Annotated in this window: 20 protein-coding genes, 1 tRNA gene and 2 pseudogenes; 12 read left to right on the top strand and 11 right to left on the bottom strand. The window is 72.1% G+C overall.

Annotated features, from left to right (window positions below):
* The first annotated feature begins 2 nt into the window (after positions 1 to 2).
* On the top strand, positions 3 to 1151 hold the full coding sequence (locus tag RKD20_RS06000; RefSeq protein ID WP_424876758.1) for a Gfo/Idh/MocA family protein: 1149 nt from the start codon (positions 3 to 5) through the stop codon (positions 1149 to 1151).
* 25 nt (positions 1152 to 1176) lie between these two features.
* Here the strand turns inward: RKD20_RS06000 and RKD20_RS06005 are convergent, their stop codons facing one another.
* The gene (locus RKD20_RS06005; RefSeq protein WP_424876759.1) at positions 1177 to 2196 is read right to left on the bottom strand and encodes a LacI family DNA-binding transcriptional regulator; all 1020 of its coding nucleotides are present in this window, start codon (positions 2194 to 2196) and stop codon (positions 1177 to 1179) included.
* Positions 2197 to 2303: 107 nt separating this feature from the next.
* Between RKD20_RS06005 and RKD20_RS06010 the strand changes: the two genes are divergently transcribed.
* The 5 genes from RKD20_RS06010 to RKD20_RS06030 all read left to right on the top strand — a co-directional run bounded on the left by RKD20_RS06010 (position 2304) and on the right by RKD20_RS06030 (position 7784).
* Positions 2304 to 3470 (top strand): phytanoyl-CoA dioxygenase family protein, encoded by a 1167-nt coding sequence (locus RKD20_RS06010; RefSeq protein WP_424876760.1) that lies wholly within the window; start codon positions 2304 to 2306, stop codon positions 3468 to 3470.
* Positions 3471 to 3501: 31 nt separating this feature from the next.
* Positions 3502 to 4278 (top strand): SDR family oxidoreductase, encoded by a 777-nt coding sequence (locus RKD20_RS06015; protein ID WP_424876761.1) that lies wholly within the window; start codon positions 3502 to 3504, stop codon positions 4276 to 4278.
* A gap of 35 nt (positions 4279 to 4313) precedes the next feature.
* Complete coding sequence (locus RKD20_RS06020; protein ID WP_424876762.1) at positions 4314 to 5318, top strand: Gfo/Idh/MocA family protein; 1005 nt, start codon at positions 4314 to 4316, stop codon at positions 5316 to 5318.
* A gap of 139 nt (positions 5319 to 5457) precedes the next feature.
* Complete coding sequence (locus tag RKD20_RS06025; protein WP_424876763.1) at positions 5458 to 6780, top strand: protoporphyrinogen/coproporphyrinogen oxidase; 1323 nt, start codon at positions 5458 to 5460, stop codon at positions 6778 to 6780.
* Positions 6777 to 7784, top strand: coding sequence for a Gfo/Idh/MocA family protein (locus RKD20_RS06030; protein ID WP_424876764.1), 1008 nt, complete (start codon positions 6777 to 6779; stop codon positions 7782 to 7784). The genes RKD20_RS06025 and RKD20_RS06030 overlap by 4 nt, the downstream gene beginning before the upstream one ends.
* Positions 7785 to 7997: 213 nt before the next feature.
* Here the strand turns inward: RKD20_RS06030 and RKD20_RS06035 are convergent, their stop codons facing one another.
* The 6 genes from RKD20_RS06035 to RKD20_RS06060 form a co-directional block, all read right to left on the bottom strand.
* Positions 7998 to 8990, bottom strand: a complete 993-nt coding sequence (locus tag RKD20_RS06035) for a hypothetical protein (protein ID WP_424876765.1) — start codon at positions 8988 to 8990, stop codon at positions 7998 to 8000.
* 151 nt (positions 8991 to 9141) lie between these two features.
* Positions 9142 to 10161, bottom strand: coding sequence for a Gfo/Idh/MocA family protein (locus RKD20_RS06040; protein ID WP_424876766.1), 1020 nt, complete (start codon positions 10159 to 10161; stop codon positions 9142 to 9144).
* A 10-nt stretch (positions 10162 to 10171) separates the two neighbouring features.
* Complete coding sequence (locus RKD20_RS06045) at positions 10172 to 11074, bottom strand: sugar phosphate isomerase/epimerase family protein (protein WP_424876767.1); 903 nt, start codon at positions 11072 to 11074, stop codon at positions 10172 to 10174.
* 1 nt (position 11075) lies between these two features.
* A complete protein-coding gene (locus tag RKD20_RS06050; RefSeq protein ID WP_424876768.1) occupies positions 11076 to 11990 on the bottom strand; it encodes an ATP-binding cassette domain-containing protein in 915 nt (304 codons plus the stop codon).
* A 7-nt stretch (positions 11991 to 11997) separates the two neighbouring features.
* Positions 11998 to 13077 carry an ABC transporter permease gene (locus tag RKD20_RS06055; protein WP_424876769.1) on the bottom strand — a complete coding sequence of 360 codons (1080 nt, stop codon included), beginning with the start codon at positions 13075 to 13077 and terminating at the stop codon, positions 11998 to 12000.
* A complete protein-coding gene (locus RKD20_RS06060) occupies positions 13077 to 14096 on the bottom strand; it encodes a sugar ABC transporter substrate-binding protein (protein WP_424876770.1) in 1020 nt (339 codons plus the stop codon). Before RKD20_RS06060 ends, RKD20_RS06055 begins: the two co-directional genes overlap by 1 nt.
* Positions 14097 to 14355: 259 nt before the next feature.
* Between RKD20_RS06060 and RKD20_RS06065 the strand changes: the two genes are divergently transcribed.
* The 3 genes from RKD20_RS06065 (at position 14356) to RKD20_RS06075 (ending at position 18036) form a co-directional block, all read left to right on the top strand.
* Positions 14356 to 15243, top strand: a complete 888-nt coding sequence (locus RKD20_RS06065) for a PfkB family carbohydrate kinase (protein ID WP_424876771.1) — start codon at positions 14356 to 14358, stop codon at positions 15241 to 15243.
* A 97-nt stretch (positions 15244 to 15340) separates the two neighbouring features.
* Positions 15341 to 17215 (top strand): 3D-(3,5/4)-trihydroxycyclohexane-1,2-dione acylhydrolase (decyclizing), encoded by a 1875-nt coding sequence (gene iolD, locus RKD20_RS06070; protein ID WP_424876772.1) that lies wholly within the window; start codon positions 15341 to 15343, stop codon positions 17213 to 17215.
* A gap of 35 nt (positions 17216 to 17250) precedes the next feature.
* Complete coding sequence (locus tag RKD20_RS06075; protein ID WP_424876773.1) at positions 17251 to 18036, top strand: GntR family transcriptional regulator; 786 nt, start codon at positions 17251 to 17253, stop codon at positions 18034 to 18036.
* An 89-nt stretch (positions 18037 to 18125) separates the two neighbouring features.
* Here the strand turns inward: RKD20_RS06075 and RKD20_RS06080 are convergent.
* Positions 18126 to 18293: pseudogene (locus RKD20_RS06080) on the bottom strand (aldo/keto reductase); the annotation flags it as partial.
* Positions 18294 to 18370: 77 nt separating this feature from the next.
* Positions 18371 to 19033 carry an NUDIX domain-containing protein gene (locus RKD20_RS06085; protein ID WP_424876774.1) on the bottom strand — a complete coding sequence of 221 codons (663 nt, stop codon included), beginning with the start codon at positions 19031 to 19033 and terminating at the stop codon, positions 18371 to 18373.
* A 188-nt stretch (positions 19034 to 19221) separates the two neighbouring features.
* Between RKD20_RS06085 and RKD20_RS06090 the strand changes: the two are divergent.
* Positions 19222 to 19683: pseudogene (locus RKD20_RS06090) on the top strand (acyltransferase); the annotation flags it as partial.
* A gap of 104 nt (positions 19684 to 19787) precedes the next feature.
* On the opposite strand, the gene RKD20_RS06095 reads toward RKD20_RS06090, so the two are convergent.
* A tRNA-Pro gene (locus RKD20_RS06095) sits at positions 19788 to 19861 on the bottom strand.
* A gap of 100 nt (positions 19862 to 19961) precedes the next feature.
* Between RKD20_RS06095 and RKD20_RS06100 the strand changes: the two genes are divergently transcribed.
* Positions 19962 to 20480, top strand: a complete 519-nt coding sequence (locus tag RKD20_RS06100; RefSeq protein WP_424876775.1) for a DUF309 domain-containing protein — start codon at positions 19962 to 19964, stop codon at positions 20478 to 20480.
* A gap of 125 nt (positions 20481 to 20605) precedes the next feature.
* On the top strand, positions 20606 to 21379 hold the full coding sequence (cobF, locus tag RKD20_RS06105) for a precorrin-6A synthase (deacetylating) (protein WP_424876776.1): 774 nt from the start codon (positions 20606 to 20608) through the stop codon (positions 21377 to 21379).
* 114 nt (positions 21380 to 21493) lie between these two features.
* Here cobF and RKD20_RS06110 read toward each other — a convergent pair whose 3' ends face one another.
* The gene (locus tag RKD20_RS06110; protein ID WP_424876777.1) at positions 21494 to 22240 is read right to left on the bottom strand and encodes a cobalt-precorrin-6A reductase; all 747 of its coding nucleotides are present in this window, start codon (positions 22238 to 22240) and stop codon (positions 21494 to 21496) included.
* Positions 22241 to 22341 lie beyond the last annotated feature (101 nt).

The raw sequence follows: 22341 nt of genomic DNA on the forward strand, positions 1-22341 counted from the left end.
TCATGGTGGACACGCTCGGCGTCGCCGTCGTCGGATTCGGCTGGATGGGGCGGGTGCACACCCAGGCGTACGCCCGTGTCCCGCACCACTACCCGCGGCTCCCCCTGCGTCCGGAGCTCGTGACGGTCGCCGAGGAGGTGCCGGGTCGGGCCGAGGAGGCCGCCGCGCAGTTCGGGTTCGCCTCGACGACCCGCGACTGGCGTGAGGTCGCCGCCGACCCCCGCGTCCAGGCGGTCAGCATCACCGCGCCCAACTTCCTGCACCGCGAGATCGGCGTGGCGATGGCCGAGGCCGGCAAGCACCTCTGGATCGAGAAGCCGGTCGGCCTCACCGCCGAGGACGCCCGGGCGGTGGCCGACGCGGCGGCCAAGGCCGGGGTGCGGAGCGCGGTCGGCTTCAACTACCGCAACGCCCCCGCCGTCGAGGCCGCCCGGGAGCTGATCGCCTCCGGAGAGATCGGCGCGGTCACCCATGTCCGCGTCCGGCTCTTCAGCGACTACGCGGCCCACCCGCAGTCCGCCCTGACGTGGCGCTTCGAACGCGAACGCGGCGGCAGCGGAGTGCTCGGCGACCTCGCCTCGCACGGCGCCGACCTGGCCCGCTTCCTCCTCGGCGACATCGCCTCCCTCACGGCCGACACCGCGGTCTTCGTACCGGAGCGGGCCCGCCCCACCGGCGCCACCGCCGGGCACACCCTCGCCACCGGGGAGCTCGGGCCGGTCGAGAACGAGGACTACGTCAACTGCCTGCTGCGTTTCGCCTCCGGTGCCCGGGGTGTCCTGGAGGCCTGCCGGGTCTCGGTCGGCGAGCAGAACAACTACGGCTTCGAGGTGCACGGCACGAAGGGCGCGGTGTTCTGGGACTTCCGCCGCATGGGCGAGCTCGGCATCAGCCGCGGCACCCGCTACCAGGACCAGCCGGTCAGCACGGTGTATATCGGCCCGGGCGACGGCGAGTTCGGCGCCTTCCAGCCGGGTGCGGCCAACGCCATGGGCTACGACGACCTCAAGGTCGTGGAGGCGTACCGCTTCCTGCGTTCGGTCGCCGAGGGCAGGCCGTACGGGGCCACGCTGGAGGACGCCGTGCACAGTGCCGCCGTACTGGACGCGATGTCCCGGTCCGCGCAGAGCGGTTCGTGGGTGGACGTGTAGGAGCAGCCCCTTCGGTGCGGCGCCTTCAGTACGGCATGTTGTACGGCGTCACCACCTGTATCGCCGATGGCGTCGTCGGACCGGCCGGCGGCAACGCCCCGTGCGCCCGCATCACGATGTGGCACGCCTCCCGCATGTCCTGCCGCAGATCGTGGTGCAGTACGGCCGACAGGCGGTGTTCCCGCAGCAGCCGGTCGTTGTCGTGGTCGAGGTCGTGGGCGACGAAGACCGCGCACTCCCGGCCCAGGTCCTCGAAGGCCCTGAGCGTGGCGATGTTGCCGCCGCCGATCGAGTAGACCGCGCGGATCTCCGGGTCCCGCTCCAGCGCGGCCCGGACGAGGTCGTACTGCGTGGCGTCGAGGCCCTGGCCCTCGGCGATCTCCACCAGCGCCCGCTCGGGGTGCCGGGCGCGCATGGCGCTGCGGAACCCCATCTCGCGCTCCTCCTCGTTGCGGAAGAAGCCGCTGCTGAGGCTGGTGAGGACGTTGCTGGGGCGGTCGCCGAGCCACTGGCCCATGAGGTAGGCGGCGGTCGCTCCCGCGGCCCGGTTGTCGATGCCGACGTAGGCGAGACGGGCCGTGGAGGGCAGGTCGGTGACCAGGGTGACCACGGGGATGCCCGCCTCCGCGAGCCGGCCGACGGCCGCCGTGACCTCGGGGACGTCCGGGGCCTTCAGGATCACTCCCTGGGAGCCGCGCCGGGCTATCCGGTCGAGGGTCTTCGTCAGTTCCGCCACCGGGCCGGTCTCCCGGAAGTGGAAGCGGGAGCGCAGGACGGCGGGGTGCAGCGCGGGCAGCTCGGCCTCCAGGGCGGCGCGGACGGCCGTCGAGAAGCGTTCCGGTGTCTGCATCACGATGTCGATCATGAAGGTGCGGCCGACGAGCCGGACCTGGGTGCGCTGCCGGTCCAGGTCGGTGATCGCCTGACGGACCTCGCGGGCGGTGTTCTCCCGGACCCCTCCCCTGCCGTTCAGGACCCGGTCGACGGTGGCCTCGCTCAGCCCCGCCTGACGTGCGATTTCCCGGATCGGATAGGGGTGGCCCACGCGCCTGCTCCTTGAGGGGTTTTTGATGGCTGCCTGCTGGTTGTTCGACGCCTTTGTCATGACAAGAATGACAGCGCTGAGTCGCCCCTGTCACCGAGAGGACGCCGATGTCCTTCACCGCCGTACACCGCCGCGCCTGGCTGTCCGAGCAGGACTGCGACCTCGGCTCGTTCCGCGCTCTCGTCGAGCGGACGGCCGACCCCGCCGACTACCCGCACGCCTCGGCCGTGGAGCGGAACGTCCTGCTGTACGACACCGGGCGCGTCCTCGGCGCCAAGGACCGCCGGCAGGTGCAGGAAGAGCTGGTGCGGGCCCTGACCGACGGCCCCGGGGTCGTGGTCTTCCAGGGGGCGTTTCCCGACCCCGCGGTCGTCGACCGGTTCACCGAGGTGTTCGACTCGCTGATCCGCGAGCAGTACGCGGCGGGCACGACCGCGGGCGACCACTTCGCGAAGCCCGGCGCCAACGAGCGGGTGTGGAACGCGCTGGAGAAGGCCGCCCTCTACGACCCGGCGGCGTTCGCCGACTACTACGCCAACCCCGTCGTCGCCCTGGTGTCAGAGGCCTGGCTCGGCCCCGGCTACCAGGTCACCTCACAGGTCAACGTGGTCAACCCGGGCGGGCTCGCGCAGACCGTGCACCGCGACTACCACCTCGGCTTCCTCTCCGACGAGGCCGCCGCGGCCTATCCGGCGCACGTCCACCGGCTCTCCCCCGTGCTCACGCTCCAGGGCGCGGTCGCGCACTGCGACATGCCCGTGGAGTCGGGGCCGACGCTGTACCTGCCGTTCTCGCAGCTGTTCGAGCCCGGGTATCTGGCGTGGCGGCGGCCGGAGTTCCAGGCGTACTTCAAGGAGCACCACGTCCAGCTGCCGCTCGCGAAGGGCGACGCCGTCTTCTTCAATCCGGCGCTGTTCCACGCGGCCGGGACCAACCGCACCACCGACGTGCGGCGCACGGCCAACCTGCTCCAGGTGTCCTCGGCCTTCGGACGTGCCATGGAGACCGTGGACCGGGAGGCGGTGTCGAACGCCGTCTACCCCGCGCTGCTGCGGCGGAAGGCGGAGGGCGCCGACGCGGAGTGGCTGGACAACGTGATCGCGGCGAGCGCCGAGGGCTACCCCTTCCCCACCAACCTCGACAGCGACCCCCCGGTCGACGGGCTCGCCCCGCCCTCCCAGGCGGACCTCGTACGACGGGCGATCGCCGAGGGCTGGACCCCGCGGACGCTCCGGGACGAACTGCGGGCGGGCGCCGACCGGCGCACGAGCTGAATCACCACTGCTGAAAGGTACCGGCACGGTCATGGGACTTCTCGACGACAAGGTCGTCCTCGTCAACGGCGGCAGCCAGGGGGTCGGTGCCGCCATCGCCCGGGCCGCCGTCCGTGAGGGGGCGGTCGTGGCCGTCACCGGCCGCCGCGCCGAGCCCGGTGAGGCGTTGGTGGCGGAACTGGAGGCGGCCGGCGGCAAGGCGCTGTTCGTCCGCGCCGACCTCGCCGACGCCGAGCAGGCCAAGGCTTCCGTCACCCGGGTCGTGGAGGCGTACGGCCGGGTCGACTGCCTGGTGAACTCCGCCGGGCTCACCTCCCGGGGCACGCTCCTCGACACCACGCCCGAGCTGTTCGACCAGCACATCGCGATCAACCTGAAGGCGCCGTTCTTCGCCATGCAGGCGGTGGTGGCGGACATGGTCGGCCGCGGGGCGCCCGGCACGGTCGTCAACATCATCACCTCCTCGGCGCACGGCGGGCAGCCGTTCCTGGCGCCCTACGTGGCCGCCAAGGCCGGCCTGATCGGTCTCACCCGCAACGCGGCGCACGCGCACCGCTGGGACCGGGTGCGGATCAACGGCCTGAACATCGGCTGGACGGCGACCGAGGGCGAGGACGCCACCCAGAAGACCTTCCACGGCGCCGGCGACGACTGGCGTGAGGAGGCCGCGGCCAGGCTGCCGATGGGCAAGCTCGGCCAGCCCGACGAGATCGCCGACTTCGTGGTCCTCCTGCTGTCCGACCGGTCGGGCGTGGTGACCGGATCGGTGATCGACTGGGACCAGAACGTCCTCGGCGGCCTCGACTAGCACCCCCGCACCAACCCTCAAGGAGCTGCACCCCCATGCGTATCGGAATCCTCGGCCTCGGCCGCATCGGCGCCTTCCACGCCGAGACCCTCTCCGGACTCGACGCGGTCGAGTCGCTCGTGCTCACCGACCCCTTCGCCGAGGCCGCCAAGTCCGCCGCGGACCGGTTCGGCGGCGAGGTCGTCGACTCGCCCGAGGCTCTGCTGGCCGCCGGTGTGGACGGCATCGTCATCGCGGCCGCGACGGACGCGCACCCCGGGCTGATCCTGGCCGGCGTCGAGGCCGGCATCCCCGTCTTCTGCGAGAAGCCCGTCGCCAAGCACATGAGCGAGGGCGTCCAGGTCCTCAACGCCGTCCAGGGCAGCGACGTACCGATCCAGATCGGCTACAACCGCCGCTTCGACACCGGTTTCGTGAACGCGCGGGCCGCCGTCCAGGCCGGTGAGCTGGGCAAGCTGCACACCGTGCGCTCGACCACCCTGGACCCGGCCCCGCCGCCGGCCGCGTACGTCGCCGCCTCGGGGGGCATCTTCCGGGACTGCTCGGTGCACGACTTCGACATCATCCGCTGGGTGACCGGCCGCGAGGTCGTCGAGGTGTACGCCGTCGGCGGCAACCGGGGCGCCGACTACATCAAGGAGGCGGGCGACGCCGACACCACCGGCGCGATCCTCACCCTCGACGACGGCACGATCGCGGTGGTCTCCAACTCCCGTCACAATGCCCGAGGTTACGACGTCCGCATGGAGATCCACGGCTTCACGGACTCCATCGCGGTGGGCCTGGAGGACAAGCTCCCGCTGCGCTCGGTCGAGCCCGGCGTTACCTTCCCGGCGGGCACCCCGCACGACTTCTTCATGGACCGCTTCACCGCGGCCTACCGCGCCGAACTCACCGCGTTCACCGAGGTCGTGGCGGGCACCCGGCCCTCGCCGTGCACCGTCGCGGACGCCCTGGAGGCGGGCTGGATCGCGGAGGCGTGCACGCTGTCCCTGCACGAGCACCGCCCGGTGACGATCGCCGAGGTCCGCTCCGCCTGAGCCCGCCACCGTGCCCCGGGCCCCGCGCCCGGGACGCACGGGGGTGAACGCTCCGCCCGCGACGCCCGTTTACGGTCACGTGATCTCTCCGTACGACCATGAGAGCCTCCCACGTCCGACCGACCCAGGAGTCACGAGCATGCAGGAGTTACCCCACACCGCGGGCCCCCGAACCGTGACCGTCGTGGGCGCGGGGCCCAGCGGTCTGGCCGCCGCCCGCGAACTGGAGCGCGCCGGGCACCGGGTGACCGTGCTGGAGGAGCAGGCCACGGTGGCCGGGAAGTGCCAGAGCGTGCACGTCGACGGGCACGCCTTCGATCTCGGCGGCCACATCTGTACCAACAGGTACGAACGGATCGCTCAGTTGCTGACCGAGTTGGACGTGGCGACGGAGCGCACCAGCCGTTACCGCGTCCTCGACACCGAAGGACGCGCCGTCCGCCAGTCGATGGCGTTCCTGCGCGACGGCTCCCTCCAGCGCTACCGGGCCCTGCGGGAGCGGGAGTTCACCCGCATCGGCGAACCCGGGCTGGCCCACTCCGCGCGGGCGCTCGCCGCCCCCGTCGCCGACTGGCTCGCCGAGCACGGGCTCCGGTCCATGGCCGAGTCCTTCGGCACCGGATACACGGCGGCCGGGTACGGCCACCTCGACGACGACGTCCCGGCGCTGTACTTCGTCAAGTACGCGGAGATGACCGGGCTGTTGGACCCCGGACCCGAACTCCTCGGCCACGCGGGCGACTTCACCGTCGTGGGCGGGTTCGCGACGCTGTGGCGCCGGGTCGCGGAGGAGCTGAAGGACGTGCGGTGCGGGGTGCGTGTGACGTCGGTGGAGCGCCGCGAGGACGGGGTGCGGGTGCACACCGACTCGGGCCCGGTCGAGGCGGACGACGTGGTGCTCGCGGTCGCGCCGGACCGGGTCCTGCCGGTCCTGGACGCCACCGACGAGGAGCACGACCTGGCCGCGCGGATCCGCAGCAACGCCTACCACACCACCCTCGCCGCGGCGTCCGGCCTCCCCGAGGACGCCTTCTACTTCCTCGCCGGCCACACCGGGAGCCGCGAGACGGCCGGCCACTGCGTCTCGTACCACCACCGCTACCCGGACAGCGAGGTGCGGACCTTCTACTCCTACGGGCGCCCGGGCGACATCACCTCGCTGCTGCGGGAGGACGTCGCGGCCCTCGGCGGACGGCTGGAGGAGGTGCATCTGCGGCGCGAGTGGGCGTTCATGCCGCACTTCGGCAGCGCCGACCTCGCGGCCGGGGCGCTGGACCGGCTCGACGCGCAGCAGGGCCGGCAGCGCACCTACTACGTCGGCGGGCTACCGGCGTTCGAGCTCGTCGAGTGCACGGTGGCGCACGCCCAGGACCTCGTGCGCCGCCGGTTCCCGCCCGCGCGGGGGACACTGACCCGGCAGGACCACGGCCCTGCCACGACCGAGGAGGAACGGCAGACATGAACGAACCGCTGCGCATCGGAGTCCTGGGAGCCGCGCGGATCAGCGGGGCCTCGCTGATCGGCCCCGCCCGGGCGACCGGCCACCGGGTCGTGGCGGTGGCCGCGCGCGACCGGGCCCGCGCCGAGGCCTACGCGGCCGAGCACGGCGTGGAGCGGGTGGCGGGGTCGTACGCCGAACTGATCGCCGACCCCGAGGTCGAGGTCGTCTACAACCCGCTCGCCAACGGCCTGCACGGGCCGTGGAACCTCGCGGCGCTCGCCGCCGGCAAGCACGTGCTGAGCGAGAAGCCGTCGGCGAGCAACGCCGAGGAGGCCGCGGAGGTGCGGGACGCTGCCGCGAAGGCCGGGACGGTCTTCATGGAGGCCTTCCACTACCTGTTCCACCCGGTCACCCGGCGCCTGCACGAGGTTCTCGGGAGCGGGGAGATCGGGGAGCTGCGGCACGTGGAGACCATGGTCGCGATCCCGGCTCCGGCGGACTCCGACCCGCGCTGGTCACTGCCGCTGGCCGGCGGGGCGGTGATGGACCTCGGCTGCTACAGCCTGCACGCGCTGCGCGTGCTGGCCCCCTGGGCGGGCGGCGCGCCGCTGCTGGTCTCCGCACGCGGCGGGGAGCGGGCGGGCGCACCGGGCGTCGACGAGTTGCTGGACGCCGACCTGGCCTTCCCGGGCGGTGCGACGGGGTCGGCGCGCTGCCACATGGCGTACGACCGGCTGGAGATGAGCTGCCGGATCATCGGTTCGCACGGGGAGGCCTTCGCACCGAACTTCGTGCTGCCGCACATGGACGACCGTGTAGTGGTGCGCACGGCGGCCGGCGAGCGCACCGAGCGGCTCGGCACCCGCTCGTCGTACACCTACCAGCTGGAGGCCTTCGCGGACCGGGTGCGCGGGGGCGCCCGGCTGCCGCTGGACCCGGACGACGCGGTGGCGACGATGACACTGATCGACACCGGGTACCGGGCGGCCGGATTCGAGCCGAGACCGCGGTACGTCATGTCCTGAAACCGGCCGGAGGGGCCGGACCGCGACACCGGGTGGGTCCGGCCGCGGCCTCCGGGACCGTCCGACCGGTCCGCAGCGGTGGGCCCGCGAGTCCCGGCGGGCCTTCGGCAGCACTGACGGCGGTGGCCGGGCCGTCTGCTGCGGTCGGGCCCGGCGGCAACCCTTCGGAAAGCCGTAGGGCCGCCCGACCCGAGCCGATCCAGCCGGCTGGACCTAGCCTCCCGCCCGGTCCGCCGTGAAGTCGGGGTCCAGTGCACCGAGTTCGCGGCGGATGTCCGATTCCCTGTCCTGTTCGCCGACTTCTCCGAGGACGTCGGCGAGGCAGGTCAGGGCCGCGGGCAGGGCGCTCGCGCCGAGTGGCTTGCGGGCCTCGGCCACCGCCTCCACGGCGCAGGCGCGGGCCTCGACCGGGGCGCCGGTGGCGCTGTGGCAGCGGGCGAGGTCCACCAGGAGCCGTACCCGCAGGGGCAGGACGATCTCGGGGACGGCCCACGCGACGGGGCCGCGCAGCGCCTCCCTGGCCTCGGGCCCCACGCCCAGCGCGTCCTTGTGGCGCCCCGACGCCCGCAGCCCGCCGACCAGTTCGGCCAGCACCCGCGGCCGCACCAGCTCGACGTGGGACAGCTCCCTGAGCGACATGGCGGCGAGCAGCGCCGCGCACTCCTCGTACACGGCCACGGACTCCTCGGTCCGGCCGACCGCGGCGAGCAGCATCCCGTAGGTGCGCAGCGCGCCGGGCAGACTGCCGAGCGCCCGCTCCCGGCGTTCGGGACCGGACAGTCCGCGGTACGCCTCCACGCACGCGCGTGCCACGGACACGGCCTCCTCGGTCCGGTCGGCTCCCGCGAGGGCCTGTGCCCGCACATCGCCGGCGAACGCGGTCAGTGCCGGGGACGCCTGCGCCCCGGGAACGGCGACCGCGTCGGCGACGGCCGCGCACGCCTCCTCGTACCGGCCGGACAGCAGCAACGCGTGGGCGCGCAGCGCCAGAGCGCGGCCGAGCCCGTCCGCGTCGGTGGTCGCGCGGTAGACCGCGACCGCCTCCTCGGCCCAGGCGAGCCGCCGCGCGGGGGACGGCGACCGCAGGCCCGCCCAGGAGGGCGTGACGCAGTACGACAGTGCCGCCCCGAGCAGCGGTCCGCCCCTCTCCGGCGCCAGCCGGGCCGCCGCGCGCGGCAACGGCAGCAGTATCCGTACGAGTCCCATGATCACCCCCTCGCCGCCCCGCCGAGGACAGCCGCGCCATGGTCGCACAGGGGGTCACGCGGATACCGCGATTCACCGAGTACGTAGCGAGCACGGGGGAACTTCGCCGAACTCGCCCCGTACAGCACGGAGTCAGCCGTACCGCGCGGAATCAGCCGTACAGTGCGGGTCGCGCCACGAGTTCCACCGGCACCCGGCCGCCCTCGTCCAGCGACCGTACGCCCGCCTCGCACACCGCGGCGGCAGCGTAGCCGTCCCACGCGCTGGGGCCGGTGACCTCCCCGCGGCGGGTGGCGTCGACCCAGGCCTGGACCTCACGGTCGTAGGCGTCGGCGAAGCGTTCGACGAAGTCCTGGGCGATGGTGCCGCCCCAGCGCCCCGCCATGTTGGTGACCATGGCGTGGCCGTCGCCGATGCGCGCGGTGCCGCGTTCGCAGACCGCCTCGGCCTGGACCTGGTAGCCGAAGCCGCAGTTGACGAAGATCTCCACGTCGGACAGGGCGCCGCCGTCGGTCTCGAAGACGACGAACTGGGGGTCCTGGAGATCGTCGGGGGCGTTCGCCGACGGGGTCGGGCGCCACACCGTGACCGCCGTGATCTCGTGTCCGAGCAGCCAGCGCGTCACGTCGGTCTCGTGGGCCACGGAGTCGCTGATCAGCATGGAGCTGGTGAAGAAGGGCGGGCTCGCGGCGTTGCGGTGCCGGTTGTGCAGCATGAGCGGCCGCCCCAACTGGCCGGTCCCCAGCAGGGACTTGAGCTTCATGTACTCCGCATCGTAGCGCCGCATGAAGCCCACCTGGGCACGCCGGTGCCCCAGTTCCTGCTCGGCCTCCACCACCCGCAGCGCGGAGGCCGCGTCGGGGGTGAGCGGCTTCTCGCACAGCACCGGCAGGTCGTGCTCGAAGGCCTGCAGGAGTGCCGCCTCGTGGGCGGGGCCGGGTGAGGCGATCAGGACGGCGTCCACGTCGGCCGCCGCCATCGCGGAGGCCGGGTCGGTGTAGGCGGTGCAACCCTCGACGCGGGCCGCGATCTGCTTGGCGCGTTCCGCGTCGAGGTCCACGACGGCGCTCACCCGGGCACCGCTGACGACCTCGTGGATACGGCGGACATGGTCGGCGCCCATCTTGCCGGTGCCGATGACGGCGACGCCCAGCGTGGCTCGCTCGGTCATGGTGATCCCTTCAGGCGCCGCAGGACCTCAGGAACTTACGGGTGCGCACCGCGATCGGCAGCGGCTTGTCCGGCTCGCACGGATACATGTCCTGCTCGACGATGGCGAACAGCTCCACGCCGAGTTTCTGCGCGGCCACCAGCACCGGCTCCAACTCGGGTACGCCGGACGGCGGTTCGCACATCACTCCAAGCCGGACGGCAGGCCCGAACGGCACCCCGTTCGCCACGACGTCCGCGAGGACCTCCGGGTCGACCTGCTTGAGGTGCAGATAGCCGATGCGCTCGCCGTACGTCTCGATGAGCTTGACGCTGTCCCCGCCGCAGTAGGCGTAATGCCCCGTGTCCAGGCAGAGGTTGACGAGCTCGGAGTCCGTCGAGTCCAGGAAGTGCTCGACGTGGTCCTCGGTGTCGAGGTGGGTGTCGGCGTGCGGGTGGACGACGATGTCGAGCCCGTACGCCTCCTTCACCTCGTGGCCGAGCCGTTCCATGCCCTTGGTGAGGTGGGCCCACTGCTCGTGGGTCAGCTCGGGCGGCTCCAGGATCTCGGCGGTCTTGTCGTCCCGCCAGAAGGACGGGATGACGACGAGGTGCCGCGCGCCCGTCACCTGGGTGAGCGCGGCGACCTGACGGACGTGCTCCCAGGTCTCCTCCCACACCGAGGGGCCGCGGTGCAGCCCGGTGAAGACCGTCCCCGCCGAGACCTTGAGGTCGCGCCGCGCGAGCTCGTCGGTCAGGCGGGCCGGGTCGGTCGGGAGATAGCCGTACGGCCCCAGCTCGATCCAGGAGTAGCCCGCCTCGGCGACCTCGTCCAGGAACCGTTCCCACGGCACCTGGGCCGGGTCGTCGGGGAACCAGACGCCCCAGGAGTCCGGGGCCGAACCGACGCGGATACGGTCGAGTGAGGCCGTCATCTCAGGACTTCCCCTCGCCGGTGGTGGCCGCGGTGAGGTCCCCCTCTTCGGGGAGGGCCTCGGTGTCGACACCGCGGACCTGACTCAACTCGTGCTTCAGGGCCGCGAGTTCGGCACCGCCGGCCATGTGGTTGGTCAGTTCTTCCAGGGTGATCCGGTCGCGGGGGGCGGACAATTCCATGGTGCCCAGGCGCAGCACGCTGAAGTGGTCGCCGACCATGTAGGCGTGGTGGGGGTTGTGGGTGATGAAGATGACGCCCAGGCCGCGGTCGCGGGCGGCGGCCACGTACTTGAGCACCACGCCGGACTGCTTCACACCCAGGGCCGCGGTGGGCTCGTCCAGGATCAGGACGCGGGCGCCGAAGTAGACCGCGCGGGCGATGGCCACGCACTGGCGCTGGCCGCCGGACAGGGTGCCGATGGGCTGTTCGAGGTCGTCCAGGACGATGCCCATCTCGCGCAGCTCGTGGTCGGCGGTCTTCTTCATCCTCTCGATGTCGAGGCGACGGATCGGCCAGGGGCCCTTGGTCATCTCGGAGCCGAGGAAGAAGTTGCGCCACACCGGCATCAGCGGGACGACCGCGAGGTCCTGGTAGACGGTCGCGATGCCCTTGTCGAGGGCTTCACGCGGGGTGCTGAAGCGCACCGGAGTGCTGTCGACGAGGAAGTCGCCCTCGGTGTGCTGGTGCAGCCCGGAGACGATTTTGATGAGGGTGGACTTGCCGGCGCCGTTGTCGCCGAGCACGCAGGTGACCTGGCCGGGACGGACCTTCAGGTCCACGCCGTGCAGGGCGCGGATGTTGCCGTAGGACTTGCCCGCGCCGCGCAGCTCCACGATCACCCCGTCCTCGCCGGCGGCGGTGTCGGGGGTGTCGGCGATGATCGCGCCGTGCGGGCCGGTCTCTTCAGTGGTCATAGTGCGTTTACCTCCGGGTCGCGGTGCGGCTGACCCACAGATTGATCATGACGGCGCCCAGCAGCATCACGCCGAGGAAGGCCTTGAACCAGTCCGGGTTCCAGTTGGCGTAGACGATTCCCTGCTGGACCATGCCGAACATGAACGCCCCGAACACCGGCCCGATCGCCGAGCCCGCGCCGCCGGTCAGCAGACAGCCACCGATCACCGCGGCCGAGATGTAGATCAGTTCCTGGCCGACGCCCTCGCCGGACTGCACGGTGTTGAAGGAGAACAGGTTGTGCATGCCCACGAACCAGGCGGCGAAGCCGACCAGCATGAACAGGCTGATCTTGGTGAAGTTCACCGGGACACCCACGGCCCGGGCGGAGTCCTTGTTCCCGCCCACCGCGAAGATCCAGTTGCCGTACTTGGTGCGCAGGAGCACCCAGGTCGCCAGGGCGGCGAAGACGAGCCAGTAGATGATGGTGATCTTGATCTGGACGCCGGCCACTTCGAAGGAGTTCGCGAAGACCTTCTTGGCCTGGTCGAAGCCGTCCATGTCGCTGATGTCGTCGGTGGCCACGTTCCCGGTGACCAGCTTGGTCACCGCGAGGTTGACGCCCTGGAGGATCAGGAAGGTGCCCAGGGTGATCAGGAAGCTGGGCAGACCGGTCTTGACGACCAGCCAGCCGTTGAGGAACCCGATCGCCAGCGACACCAGCAGCGCCACGAAGATGCCCACCCACACGTTCAGCGTGAGCTGGAAGGCGAACATGCTCGCGGTCAGCGCCGAGGTGATCACCGCGACGCCGGCCGACAGGTCGAACTCGCCGCCGATCATCAGCAGGGCGACCGGCAGCGCCATGATCCCGATCGTCGACGACTGGTAGAGGATGTTCGCCATCGAACTGCCCTCGCGCACCGGCGGAGCAGCGATCAGGAAGAACACCCACACCGCCACCGCGCCCAGGAACACCCCGACCTCGGGGCGCGCCAACAGCCGCAGGGCGAGCGGTCGTTCCGCGGTCCGGCCGTCCTTGGTGTTGCTGGGGCCGGGGGCCGGCGGTGTGGTCACCGCCGGCTCGGCGTGCTGGGTCATACCCATCACCTGGTGCCCTTCGCGGCGAACTTGGCGACGGTGTCGACGTTCGACTTGTCCACGAAGGCCGGACCGGTCAGCACCGGCTGCTCGCCGCCGCCCATGTAGTTGCCGTTGTTCTTGTAGAGCCACAGCGAGTCGATCGCCAGGTAGCCCTGGAGGTAGGGCTGCTGGTCGACGGCGAAGGCGATGGTGCCCTTGCTGATGGCGGTCGTCAGGTCCTTGTTGAGGTCGAAGGTGGCGACCTTGGCCTTGCTGCCGGCGTCGGCCCCCGCCTGCGACGCGGTCAGCGCGATGGGCGCGCCGAGGGCGACGACGTAGTCGATGGACTTGTCCTGGCTGAGCTTGGCGGTGATCGTCGACTTCACCGACGGCATGTCGGCGCCGTTGACGTTCAGCGTCTGGAACTTGCCGGTGAAGGTCTTCTTCACGCCGTCGCAGCGCTGGGTCAGGCCGATGTTGCCCTGCTCCTGGATGACACAGACGGCACTCTTGGCGCCCTCCTGGTTCAGCCGCTTGCCGAGCGCCTCACCGGCCACGGTCTCGTCCTGGCCGAAGAACTCCATCAGGCCGAGCTTCTGCCAGTCGCTGACGCCGGAGTTCAGGCCGACGACGGGTATCCCGGCCTTCTTCGCCTTGGCGACGACGTCCTTGAGGGCGTCGGGCTTGGCGAGGGTGATGGCGATGCCGTCGACCTTCTGGTCGATGGCGTTCTGGACGAGGTTGGCCTGGCCGCCCGCGCTCGGGTCGGCCGAGTAGACCAGCTTGACGTTGTCCTTGGCGGCGGCGGCCTGGGCGCCCTTGCGGACGATGTCCCAGAAGGTGTCTCCGGGAGACTGGTGGGTGACCAGGGCGATGGTCATCCGGGGGGTGGTGGCCTTGCCCGCGGAGGCGCCGTCCGCGCTCTCCTCGGACTTCTTGCCGCCCGAGCTGCTGGAGCAGCCGGCGAGCGTCAGGGCCGCGGCCGCAGCCAGGGCCACGGCGGGAGCGAATCTCCGCGAACGGGAGAGAGAAGAGCGGTCCATCTTTCCTTGCACCTCACTGTGCGACGGGGAGAACGTCGGGAAAGGGGGGCGGGATCTGTGAAAACGCGCCAACTTGCGTTGGGACGGGATCCAACTCCCCTGGCGCGGCCGCTGTCAATACTTTGTTAAGACATCATTTCACGAACAGGTCCGAATGTAAGTACAAACTATTGACAGCGTCGCCCTTCGAGTCCTACACCTGGGATGCAACGGGCCCGAAGGGCCTCGCATCCCCAGTCCGGACCGAGGAGCGTCGCGCATGGTCGAGCCAGTGCAGCAGTTCGACGTGATCAGTATGGGCCGTATCGGAGTTGATCTCCACCCGCCCCGACCAGGGGTGCCGCGGGCCCGGGGCGGGTCCTCCGGTAGGTTCCTCGGGGGCTCGGCCGCCGACGTCGTGGTCGCCGCCGCCCGGCTCGGCCGCTCCACCGCGGTCATCAGCCGCACCCGAGCCGATTCCTTCGGCGCGTATCTCCACCAGACCCTCACGGAGTACGGCGTCGACAACCGCTGGGTGAGCCGGGTGGCGGACTCCTCGACGCCGGTCTCCGGGGCCCCCGACCTGGAGATACACACGGACGAGCTCGACTACTTCGCCCTCCGTGCGGCCCGGATCCTCTGGATCACCGGCACCGGTCTGAGCGCCGAGCCGAGCCGCTCGGCCACGCTCGCCGCGCTCAAGTGCCGCGACAGGTCGGGCACCACGGTCTTCGACCTCGACTGGCGGCCCGCGCTGTGGAACGACACGGCCTGGGCGGACCCCGAGGAGGCCCGGCCGTACTACGCCGAGGCCCTGCGGCACGCGACCGTCGCGGTCGGCACCCTCGACGAGTGCGAGATCGTCACCGGGGTCCGCGAACCCCGGGCGTGCGCCGAGGCCCTGCTGGCGGCGGGCGTGGAACTCGCCGTGGTGAGGCAGGGCCCCAAGGGCGTTCTCGCCGTGCACCGGGACGGCACCACGGCCGAGGTCCCGCCGGTCCCGGTCGAGGTGGTCAACGGTCTCGGCGGGGGGGACGCGTTCGGCGGCGCGCTGTGCCACGGGCTGCTGTCGGGCTGGGAACTGGAGCGGACCGTGCGGTACGCGGGCGCGGCCGCGATGCCGGCACCGGCGGAGGTCGACGGTCTCCTGAACGGCGTCGCACCGTGACCGGCGGCCCGTCCGCCCGGCCGATCCACGGCTCCTGACCCGACCACCTGCCTCCTGATCCCCCGCTTCCCCTCTACACCGCACCGGAGAAGTCCTGATGAGCGCCACCACCCGCCTGACCGTCGCCCAAGCCCTGGTGCGGTTCCTGTCCGTCCAGTACACGGAACGGGACGGCGTACGGCACCGGCTGATCGCCGGGACCTGGGGCATCTTCGGACACGGCAACGTGGCGGGTATCGGGCAGGCCCTCCTGGAGGCCGGCGAGGACGCGATGCCCTTCCACCAGGGCCGCAACGAGCAGGCGATGGTCCACGCGGCCGTCGGCCACGCCCGCCAGCTCAACCGCCTGTCGGCCCAGGCGGTCACCACGTCGATCGGCCCGGGCGCCACGAACCTGGTCACCGGCGCGGCCCTGGCGACGATCAACCGCCTCCCGGTGCTGCTCCTGCCCAGCGACTACTTCGCCAGCCGCCCCGCCGACCCGCTCCTCCAGCAGCTGGAGCACCCCACCGAGGCGGACGTGTCGGTGAACGACACCCTGCGCCCGGTCTCCCGCTGGTTCGACCGCGTCCACCGCCCCGAGGCCCTCGTCCCGTCGGCCCTGCAGGCCATGCGCGTCCTGTCGGACCCGGCGGAGACCGGCGCGGTCACCCTCGCCCTCCCTCAGGACGTCCAGGCGGAGGCGTACGACTGGCCGCAGGAGTTCTTCGCCGAGCGGGTGTGGCGGGTACGGCGGCCCGTGCCGGACCCGGTGGAGCTGGCGGAGGCGGTCAGGGCGATCCGTGCCTCCCGGAGGCCCCTCGTCGTGGCCGGCGGCGGAGTCCACCACAGCGAGGCCGAGGAGGCGCTGAGGACGCTGGTGGACGCCACCGGCATCCCGGTCGCCTCCACCCAGGCGGGCAAGGGCTCCCTGCGCCACGACCACCCCGCCGACGTGGGCGGCATCGGCCACACCGGCACGGCGGTCGCCGACGAGCTCGCGCGCGCCGCGGACCTGGTCATCGGCGTGGGCACGCGCTACTCCGACTTCACCACCGCCTCCGGCACCCTCTTCCAGAACCCGGACGTGCGCTTCCTCAACCTCAACATCACCGCCTTCGACGCCCACAAGCTGGCCGCGCGGACGCTCGTGTGCGATGCCCGGGCGGGTCTGGAGGCGCTGGCGTCGGCGCTGGCGGGTCACCGCGTGGACCCGGCGTACGAGGCCGCGTACGGCACCGGCAAGGAGCGCTGGGACCAGGTGGTGGCCCAGGCCTACCGCGCCGCCGACGAGAACGCCGTTCCGACCCAGACCCAGCTGCTCGGCGCGCTGGACGCGGTCGTGGGCGACGAGGACGTGGTGATCAACGCGGCGGGCTCGCTCCCCGGCGACCTGCACAAGCTGTGGCGGGCCCGCAGCCCGCGCCAGTACCACCTGGAGTACGGCTACTCCTGCATGGGCTACGAGATCCCGGCGGCGATCGGCGTCCAGCAGGCGACCCCGGACACCCCGGTGTGGGCGCTGGTCGGCGACGGCACGTATCTGATGATGCCGACGGAACTGGTCACCGCGGTCCAGGAGGGCCTGCCGATCAACCTGGTCCTCATCCAGAACCACGGCTACGCCTCCATCGGGGGCCTGTCGGAGTCGGTGGGCGGCGAGCGCTTCGGTACGGCCTACCGCTACCGGGCCGCCGACGGCACCTTCAGCGGCGCCCCGCTCCCGGTCGACCTGGCCGCCAACGCGGCGAGCCTCGGCATGGACGTCCTGCGCGCCAAGACCGTACGGGAGCTGCGGGAGGCCCTGGCCACGGCCCGCGCCTCGGACCGTCCGACGTGCGTCTACGTCGAGACGGACACCGCGACCGCGACCGCTCCCCCGGCTCAGGCCTGGTGGGACGTGCCGGTGGCGGAGACCGCGGCGCGGGAGGCGGCGGTGGCGGCGAGGACGGAGTACGACCGTCAGGCTGCCGCCCGACGCACCCACCTGTGACGGCCCGCCCCCGACCCTTTGAGGGAGGTACCCCCATGGCGAAGCCCGGCGACACGCCACGTGCCGCGACCACCGCCGCGCTGGACGCCCTGGACTTCGCCCTGGACCGGGGCAGTCCGGTGCCGCTGTACTACCAGCTCGCCCAGCAGCTGGAGGCGGCCATCGAGCACGGTGCGCTCGCCCCGGGAAACCTCCTGGGCAACGAGATCGACCTGTCGATCCGCCTCGGCCTGTCCCGCCCGACCGTCCGGCAGGCCATCCAGACCCTGGTGGAGAAGGGCCTGCTGGTCCGCCGGCGCGGGGTGGGCACGCAGGTGGTGCACAGCCAGGTCAAGCGCCCTCTGGAGCTCAGCAGCCTCTACGACGACCTGGAGGCGGCCGGGCAGGGTCCGGCCACGCGGGTCGTGCGCAACGAGACCGTGCCGGCCCCCGCCGACGTGGCGGCCGCGCTGTCCCTCCCGGAGGGCAGCCCGGTCACGGTGCTGGAACGCCTGCGCCTGACCCACGGCCAGCCGGTGGCCCTCCTGTGCAACCACCTGCCCACCGACCTCCTCGACCTGGACAGCGACCGCCTGGAGTCCACCGGCCTCTACCGCCTGCTGCGCACCGCCGGCGTCACCCTGCACAGCGCCCGCCAGACCATCGGCGCCCGCTCCGCCACCGCCGAGGAGGCCGACCGCCTCGACGAACAGGAAGGCGCGGCGGTCCTGACCATGCAGCGCACGGCCTACGACGACACCGGCCGCCCGGTGGAGTACGGCAGCCACATCTACCGGGCGTCGCGGTACGCGTTCGACTTCCGGCTGCTGGTCAGGCCGTGAAGGGCCCGGCCCGACCGCCGGCGCCGGCCGGACGGGACAGCGCGAACGCCGTCTCGACCAGGGCCATGTGACTGAAGGCCTGGGGCGTGTTGCCCAGTCACGCCCAGCAGGCCCACCGTGCCCTCGGCGACCACTTCGGCGAATCCCTCCACCGTTTCCTGGAGCGGGACCCTGTGGTCCTCTATGTACGCGTAGAGGAGATCCAGCTTTGCCACACCCAGGCACTCCCGGCTGCGTTCCGCGGACTCGCGGATCACTCCCGTGTGTACCCGTCTTGGGGGCACACACGGGAGCCTTCATCTTGAAGCACACTTCAAGTCAAGCACCCACGTGCTTACTTGGCGAACGGGCCTTCCAGCGCCGCCCATTGGAGCAGCATGATGGTCTTGGCGTCGGCGATCTCCCCGGTACGGATCATCTCCAGGGCCCGGCGGAAGGGCAGTTCGAGGATCTCGATGTCCTCACCCTCCTCGTCGAGACCGCCCCCCTCGTGGGTGCGGGTCGAGGACGCGTACTCGGCGGCGTAGAAACTGACGCGCTCGGTGACCGAACCGGGGCTCATGTAGACATCGAAGACGTGGCGGACCTCGCCGATGGTGTGCCCGGTCTCCTCGACGACCTCGCGCCGTACCGCGATCTCGGGGTGCTCGTCATCGTCGTCGAGCAGACCGCCCGGGGTCTCGATCAGCAGCCCGTCGGGGTGCCCGTTGACGTACACCGGGTAGCGGAACTGGCGGGTGAGCAGGACGGTTTGGCGTTCCGTGTCGTACAGCAGCATGGTGGCGCCGTTGCCGCGGTCGTGGGTCTCGCGCTGCTGGGTGCTCCAGGAGCCGTCGGCGCGCCGGATGTCGAAGGTGGTGGCCCGCTCGACGTACCAGTGGCTGGACAGCAGTTTCACCTCCCGGACCCTGACGTGCGGGTTGCCGGTCAGGTCCAGGCCGGTGCGGTCGAGTCCGGTGCGGCCCCGGCGGTCGGGGATGTCGACGCCCTCGGTCATCGGGCACCCGCCGGACGGGAGGAGAAGCGGGAGGAACAGTGGTGGTGCGAGTTGGTCATGCCCGCTTCTACCATTCCGCGGCAGGCCGCGTCGCGTACGGCACCCCTTCCCGGCGGGGCCCACGCTGCCTAGCGTGCACCTATGGATCATCCGCGGCAGCCGTCCCAACGGCACTTCGACCACTGCCCGGGTTCTACCGGCTGACGCGGGGGTCGTTCGCACAGTTCGGGCTGCCGGTGCCGTATCCGGAACGGGTCGTGGACGCGGTCCTCGACCATGCGCGCGACGCCCGGCATTTCGGTCCCGGGCGGGAGAACGCCTGCAATGTGCTCGACGTCACCCACCCTCTGTGACTGTGCACCCGGCAACTCGGCCCTGCCGACGACGGCTACCGATCCGGCGAGATCCGCGGCTGGGCCGAGCGGCGACTGGCCGCGGTGCTGCCGCGCTGGCAGGACGGCCGGGGCCTCGGCTTCGGCCCTGGCGCCGCGGGACCGGGCGCCGAACCCGGGCTCCAGGGCACGGAGATGTGGCTGGCCATCGTCTGGTACCTCGCCGATCTGCTGGGCCGCTCCGGCGAACTCGGCTGCCGCCCCCGCGGCATCCACCGCCCCGAACCCGCCCGACAGGGGATCGGGGGACCGGCGTGAGCCGACAGGACGTGGCGAGGCACAAAGGCTCAGGCGTCGCCAAGCCGCCGGACCACACGAAAAGGGCCCCCGCGGGCTCTCGCCCGCGAAGACCCTTCGCACCGTCGGGACGACAGGATTTGAACCTGCGACCCCTTGACCCCCAGTCAAGTGCGCTACCAAGCTGCGCCACGTCCCGGTGCGCTGCCCCGCGGTGGACCGCGGGAACGCGCGTACAGAACTTTACCCCACGTCGGGGGCCGGACCGAAGCCCGCACCGGGCGCGGGACAATCGACGTATGGCCAGTACATCCTCAGGACGGCAGACGGGCGCGCGGGACCGCGACAGCGAGGGGCGGGCGCGCAACGCCCGGCCACGGGACGGGCTCGGGCGGCCGCTTCCGTACGGCGCCGACGGCGTCGAACGGCAACCGGAGGGCGTGGTGCGCACTCCGCAGGAGACCGTGGCCGAGGCTCAGGAACTGCTGGACGCGGGGCGTCCGTTCCACGCGCACGAGGTCTTCGAGGACGCCTGGAAGGCGGGGCCCGACGAGGAACGGGCCCTGTGGAGAGGGCTCGCCCAGCTCGCGGTGGGGCTGACCCACGCGGCCCGGGGGAACGTCACGGGCGGCGCGAGGCTGCTGCGGCGCGGCGCCGGGGCCGTGGAGGAGTGGGCCGCGTCGACTGCCGGGCGGGGTCGGCCGTACGGGATGGATCTGGCCGGGCTCGCCGAGTGGGCACGGCAGCTGGCGGAGGAGGTCGAGCGGGACGGCTCGGCGGTGGACGCACAGGTCCGCAGTCCTCGGCTGCGGGGGTGAGGCGGGGCGGGTGAGGCGGGGCGGGTGAGTGCCGCACAGCGGCTCCGGGGCCCTGCACCACCGCCGGAGGCACGATGCCCGGACGCGGTGCCGTCGCTGTCGGTGGCGTGCGGCAGACTCGGGGTGTGCGAAAGATTCATGTCATCGGTATCGGCGCGGGCGACCCCGAGCAGCTCACCCTCCAGGCGGTCAGGGCGCTGCGGAGCACGGACGTGTTCTTCGTCCTGGACAAGGGCGAGGTGAAGAGCGACCTCACACAGCTGCGCCGGGACATGCTGGACGCGCACATACCGGAGGGGTCGTACCGGGTGGTGGAAGCCCGGGACCCGGAGCGGGACCGCGGTGCGGGCGGCTCCGCCTACTCCCCCGCCGTCGGCGACTGGCGCAGCGCCCGCGCCGACATCTACGAGCGGCTGATCGCCGAGGAGCTGGGCGAGGAGGAGAGCGGCGCGTTCCTGGTGTGGGGGGATCCGGCGCTGTACGACAGCACGCTCGGCATCCTGGAAGAGATCCTGGAGCGCGGCTCGGTGTCCTTCGAGTACGACGTCGTGCCCGGCATCAGCAGTGTGTCGGCCCTGGTGGCACGGCATCGCACCGGGCTGAACCGGGTCGCGCGGCCGGTGCAGATCACCACCGGGCGGCGCCTCGCCGAGGGGTTCCCGGACGGTGTGGACGACGTGGTGGTGATGCTCGACGCCCACCAGGCCTTCCGGGCGTACGCCGACCAGGACATCGACATCTACTGGGGCGCCTACATCGGCACGCCGGACGAGATCCTCGCCTCCGGTCCGATCGCCGAGGCCGCGCCCCGGATCGAGCGATTGCGGGCCGAGGCCAGGGAGCGCAAGGGCTGGATCATGGACACGTATCTGCTGCGCCGCCGTCCGAAGCGGCGGTAGGCAGAAGCAGCGGTAGGCACCGGGAGCACGGCAGGCACCCGGGCGGACCGCCCCGCAGGCACGGATGGCCCAGCGGTTGATCGTGCCCTTGTGATCGACCGCATGCGGGACCCGTCATCGCGGGTCGAGGTCCAGCCACCTCTGCACTCCCGCCACGTCCGGCACCGCCGTCACCCCGGCCGGGAGGGCCGGGCGGCGTACGACCACCACGGGCAGGGCCAGTTCGCGGGCGGCCGTGAGTTTGGCGGAGGTGGCCGCTCCCCCGCTGTCCTTGGTGACCAGCACGTCGATGCAGTGGTCGCGGAGGAGGGCAGACTCGTCGGCCACCGTGAACGGACCGCGGGCCAGGAGGATTTCGGTGCGCGGGGGCATGGGCGGCTCGGGCGGTTCCACCGACCGTACGACGAAGTGCAGTGCGGTCAGGTGGGCGAAGGCGGCGAGCTCCATGCGGCCGGTGGTCAGGAACACCCGTCGGCCGAGGCGCGGCAGCAACCGGGCGGCCTCGTCGAGGGAGTCGACCGGATGCCAGCGGTCCCCGGGGCCGGGCCGCCAGCCCGGGCGGCGCAGCACCACGGAGGGCACGCCGGTCACCGCGGCCGCCCGGGCCGCGTGAGCGGTGATGGCGCGGGCGAAGGGATGCGTGGCGTCGACCAGTGCGTCGACCTGCTCTTCCCGCAGCCAGCCGGCCAGCCCCTCCACCCCGCCGAACCCCCCGATCCGTACCTCCCCCGCGACCGTGCCCGGCCGGGTCACCCGCCCCGCGAGAGAGGTGGTGACGCGCCACCCCGGCCGCGACGCGAGCGCGGCGGCCAGTTCGCGGGCCTCGGTGGTGCCGCCGAGGATCAGGATGTGCGGGGACATGGCGGGAAGCGTACGAGGCCGGGGGCGTGCGGCGGCGAGGCGGGTGTGCGAGTGCGGCCGTCCCCTCCTCCGGCCGGCAGGACATCCGGGCGCACGACAAC

Origin of the sequence: Streptomyces sp. SLBN-8D4 (genome assembly GCF_049739545.1) — a bacterium.
Taxonomy (GTDB): Bacteria; Actinomycetota; Actinomycetes; order Streptomycetales; family Streptomycetaceae; genus Streptomyces; species Streptomyces canus_C.